At 70.3% G+C, this 4,571-nt stretch carries 4 protein-coding genes and 1 pseudogene; 3 read left to right on the top strand and 2 right to left on the bottom strand.

Going from position 1 to position 4,571, the window contains the following annotated elements; all coding sequences use genetic code 11:
* The first annotated feature begins 113 nt into the window (after window positions 1-113).
* Entirely contained in the window at window positions 114-1,286 is a 1,173-nt protein-coding gene (locus tag P1P70_RS41050; protein ID WP_413471660.1) for a TIGR02679 family protein, read from the top strand.
* A gap of 32 nt (window positions 1,287-1,318) precedes the next feature.
* Window positions 1,319-2,997 (top strand): annotated as a pseudogene (locus tag P1P70_RS41055) (SWIM zinc finger family protein).
* 61 nt (window positions 2,998-3,058) lie between these two features.
* Here the strand turns inward: P1P70_RS41055 and P1P70_RS41060 are convergent.
* Together P1P70_RS41060 and P1P70_RS41065 are read right to left on the bottom strand one after the other, a co-directional pair.
* Window positions 3,059-3,265, bottom strand: a complete 207-nt coding sequence (locus P1P70_RS41060) for a DUF397 domain-containing protein (RefSeq protein WP_319247048.1) — start codon at window positions 3,263-3,265, stop codon at window positions 3,059-3,061.
* Window positions 3,262-4,089: a helix-turn-helix transcriptional regulator gene (locus P1P70_RS41065; RefSeq protein ID WP_319247050.1), complete on the bottom strand. Its 828-nt coding sequence runs from the start codon at window positions 4,087-4,089 to the stop codon at window positions 3,262-3,264. The genes P1P70_RS41060 and P1P70_RS41065 overlap by 4 nt, the downstream gene beginning before the upstream one ends.
* Window positions 4,090-4,243: 154 nt before the next feature.
* Here P1P70_RS41065 and P1P70_RS41070 point away from each other — a divergent pair.
* A partial coding sequence (locus P1P70_RS41070; protein WP_319247052.1) for an ATP-binding protein occupies window positions 4,244-4,571 on the top strand: 328 nt, incomplete at its 3' end.

The raw sequence follows: 4,571 nt of genomic DNA on the forward strand, positions 1-4,571 counted from the left end.
CATGAACGGCAGCGGCCTGATAGCCACACCCGGCACCCCTGGGCGACCCAACCCTACGAACGGCTCGATCAACCCGCTCAAGAAGGTAGAGCGGCCTGAAGCCGACCGGCACCATACGGCTCCAACTCGTCGACCCACGGGAGCGTGAAGCTCTGTCCCTCCTCCTGGCCAAGCCGCTCGCCGGACCGTCCGCCACGATCTCCCTCGCCGAACTGGATACCCGCCTGCGCGCCAGCGCGGTCGGCCGAAGCCTGGCCGCGACCCTGACGGCACTGGGCCCGCCCCTGACCGACCGGCGAGCGGCCCGCGACGCGGCGACGGCCGAACGCGACCGCCTGTGGTCCGCGGCGGAAGCGGCCCTGGCCGCCACGTCCCTGGCCGACCAGCCCTGGGCCGACCGATGGCTGACGGACATCCGACGGTCCGGCACGTTCACCCGCCGGCCGCCCACCACCGCGCTGACCACCCTCACCCAGGCCATCCAGGCCCTCGCGACCCTCCACCCCGGCTCGGGTCCCGCACCCGCTGCCACCCCCGTCACCTGGGGCCGGGGCGAACTGGCCACCCGCACCACGGGCTCGGCCCACGGCCTGGACGACGGCACCCTGCTGGCCCGCCTGGTCCTGCGGGGCATCGCGCTGGCCCAGGACGTCGACCTCCCGACCGACGCACCGGCTCGCCGTGCCCTGTGGCGTCGGGCCTCGGTCACCCCGGACGAGGTCTCCAGCACGGTTTTGACATACGGCCTGCGCCCGACGGGCCCCACCTGGCAGGAGACGGCCCTGCGCGAACGCGCGGACCGCCACCTGGAGACCCACCTGACCCTGCGTGAACTGCGCACGCTGCACCGGCACCTGAAGCTGCCCTCGCGCACCCGCGTCCACGTCTGCGAGAACCCGCGCGTGGTCGAGGCCGCGGCGGACGCCGGCCGCACCGCCCCACTGATCTGCACCTCCGGCAGCGCGACGACGGTGGTCCTCACCCTCCTGGACACGCTGGCCGCGACCGACTGCGCCTTCGTCTACCACGGTGACTTCGACTGGCCGGGCATCACTCTCGCCAACCGTGTCATGGAACGGTACGGCGCGGACCCGTGGCGCATGGGCGCACCGGACTACGAGTACCTCGCCACGCGGGCCGAACTGCACGGCACGCCATCGCTCCCGCTCAGCGGTACGCCGGTCGAGGCGAGGTGGGACACGGAACTGGCCGCCACGATGGATGCCTTGGGTGTCGCCCTGCACGAGGAGGCGGCGCTGGACCTCCTCCTGGAAGACCTCGAATGAACCGGAGCGGTAAGAAAGGAGGGGGCGGGACCATGGACAGCCTCACCAAGGCGAACCTCAAAGCACTCGCAGGCTCCCGCTCCTTCGAACGCGGGCTCGGCTATCTCGACGCGGTGTCAGGGGTGGAGGTCGGGGACGGCTGGGTGACCGCGAGCGTCCACGGCACGGAGCGGTACGAGGTCGAGCTGACGTTGGACGGGCCCGGCGGACTGACCGGGGGGTGCGACTGCCCGTATGGCGTGGAGCGCAACTTCTGCAAACACCTGGTGGCCCTCGGTCTGACCCTGTTGGCACAGAGGAAAAGCCTGCCGGGGCAACGCATGGCGGCCCGCGACCGCGCACAGAACCTCGACGCCTGGCTGTCCGCCCTGACCAAGGAGGAACTGCTCGCCCTGGTGCGAGAACAGGTGGGCGAGGACCGGCAGTTGCGGCGTCGCCTGGAGCTGCGGGCGGCCGGCGCACGTGGAGACCTCGCCGGGGTCAGGACAATCATCCGTGAGCTGCTCGACGTACGTCCGTTCGCGCGCTACGGCTACGTCGAGTACGCCGACGCCCGCGCCTACGCCGATCAGGCCGGCCAAGCGGTGTCCGCGATCCGGGCGCTCACCGGCTCCGGACGGGCCGTCGACGCGATCGAGCTGACCCGGGAGGCGATGCAGTTGCTGACCGAAGCCGTGGAGAGCGTCGACGACTCCGACGGAGGGCTCGGTCAGGTGGGGGCGGATCTGGCCGACGCCCACCTCGAAGCGTGCCGGGCGGCACGTCCGAATCCGGAGGAGCTGGCGCGCTGGCTGGTGGGCCAGGCGCTCGGTGACTTCGACGCCGGCCTCACCGACATCGATCCGCTCGACTACCGGGATGCCCTCGGTGACGCGGGCATGGCCACCCTGCGGAAGCTGGTGGTCGAGGCATGGCGCGCCAACCGTACCGGGTGGGCCGAGAAGTACCTGATGGAACGCCTGGCCAAGACGGCGGGCGACATCGACACCGTGATCGCCGTGCACGCGACCGACCTCACCCCAACGGCCACACACACCTGCTCATCGCCCGCGAGCTGGACACCGCCGGACGCCCCGACGAGGCCCTGAACTGGGCGGAACGCGGCATCCGGGAAGCCGACGACCTCGCAGCCGTCGACACCGCCCTCGTCGACCACCTCTGCGGACGCTACGCACAGGCGGGCCGCCTCCCCGACGCCGTCGCCCTGCGCCGCGACCACTTCGCCGCACGCCGCTCCCTGCTTACGTACCAGCAACTCCGCGCCACCGCGCGGACCGCCGACTGCTGGCCGACCGAGCGCGAGGGAGCGCTGAACCTGCTGCGTGCCGACGCGGAGCGGCAGCGACCGGGCGTGTGGTACGGAGGCTCGGTCCTGGTCGACGCCCTCCTCGACGACCGGGACGCGACGGCCGCCTGGCAGGCTGCCGTCGAAACCGGCGCTCACGACAAGCAGTGGCTCACCCTCGCCGACCAGGTCCGTGCCGACCGCCCCGCCGACGCGCTCGACGTCTACCTCCGCCTGGCCGAGCCCCTGACGACGCAGACCGGCAACACGGTCTACGAGCACCTCGTCGTCCTGCTGCTGAGCATCCGGGACTGCCACAGCCGCCTGGGTACACCGGACGCGTTCACGACGTACGTCACCGCTCTGCGGGCTTCCCAGCGACGCAAGCGGAACCTGATGCGGCTGATGGACGAACAGGGGCTTTAGCAGCGCGTGACGGCACGGCGAGCCCCTACCTGCCCGGATAGGGGCGCCGGCCCGTCATACGTCAGTGATCGGCGGCGTACGAGACGAAGGTGGCCCATTGCTGGGGGGCGAAGGCGAGGTGGGGGCCTTGTACGTGCTTTGAGTCCCGTATGTGGATGGTGTCGGGGGTGGCGGCGACCTCGACGCAGGCTGGCCCATCGTCGGTGCTGTAGCTGCTCTTGACCCACTTCAACTCGACGGCGTGACCGGCCGGGGGTGTGACGCTCATGTCTCTCCAAGGACTTTCTCGATGAAGGCCAGCGACTCGCGCGGCGGGAGGGCCTGAGCTCGGATGACGCCATAGCGGAGTTCCAGGATCTGGATCTCGCTGGGCTCCGAGATCAGTCGGCTGGTCCGCTGAACCTCGTTGTGTCCCACCGTGGTCCCCTCCCTCAGCCGCAGTAGGTGGAAGGGGCCGCCGAGACCGGCGTTGTCCTCACGATCCAGGGGGAGTACCTGGATCTCCACGTTCCGCATCTGTCCGATTTCCAACAGCCGTTCGAGCTGTTGGCGTAGCACCATTTTGCCCCCGACCCGCCTTCGTAGTGCCGCCTCATCATGGACGAAGCTGAACGATGGGTGGATCTGCGTTCCATCGATGATCTTCTGCCGTGCCAGCCGCGCGGCGACGAGCTGTTCCACCTCCTCCTCGGAGAACGCGGGCCGTCGCGAGCCGAACACGGCCCTCAGGTACTCCTCCGTCTGCAACAGCCCGTTGACGACGGAGTTGTCGTAGGCGCAAATCTCAACGGCCTCCGCCTCCAGCTTCGCCAGATCCCGCACCTTCTTCGGATACCTGGCCTCCTGCACGTCCTTCCTCAGCGCGACGATCAGCCCACCCGCGTCCAACACCTGGTCGGCCGCCTCCAGGAACGTCGGACTCGGCGCCCGCCGCCCCCGCTCCACCGAGGACACCTGCTCCTCGCTGTAGCCGATGGCCGTTCCCAGCTCGGCCTGCGTGAGGCCCTGCCGCTCGCGGCACGTCTTGACGATCCTGCCCACCGTCCGCAGTACCGCCGCCGACTCCTCGTCATCAGCCCCGTACGACTCCATGCCCGCACCTCCACGTGCCGTCCGTACCCAACTCCCGTCGGCGCGCCGCGTAACGCCACCTCGCCCGGACAGAGCCGGACAGCTCCCGGACAGCGACGCTGCGTACCGTCGTCGTTACTGGTCAGCGTAGATACGGTCGACCACGCTGAGTGACATGAACGCCGATATTGCCCGCCTCGCGGTACCTCCAGCCGACCCCACCCGACACGTCACCCCCACCCGCCACTTCACGCTGTGCCTCTCGGCCACCTTCAGAGGCGCCCGCCTCGCCCGCCACCTCGCAGCGGAGCAACTCCACCGTTGGGGCTGGCCGTACGACACCGAGGCCAACCACACGTCAACGCTCCTGGTGGCCGAACTCGCCACGAACGCCGTGCGGCACGGCCACGTACGAGGCCGCGACTTCCGCCTGCGCCTCACCCTCTACCCGGAGGACCCGGCCCTCCGCATCGAGGTGACGGACGCCCGCCCCGACCGTCGCC

It is taken from the genome of Streptomyces sp. MB09-02B, from assembly GCF_033794485.1.
Classification (GTDB): Bacteria; Actinomycetota; Actinomycetes; order Streptomycetales; family Streptomycetaceae; genus Streptomyces.

What these genes read in the sequence shown, in the direction of transcription:
- P1P70_RS41065 (WP_319247050.1), bottom strand. Translation starts at nt 4,089, where the DNA reads ATGGAGTCGTACGGGGCTGATGACGAGGAGTCGGCGGCGGTACTGCGG.
- P1P70_RS41060 (WP_319247048.1), bottom strand. Translation starts at nt 3,265, where the DNA reads ATGAGCGTCACACCCCCGGCCGGTCACGCCGTCGAGTTGAAGTGGGTC.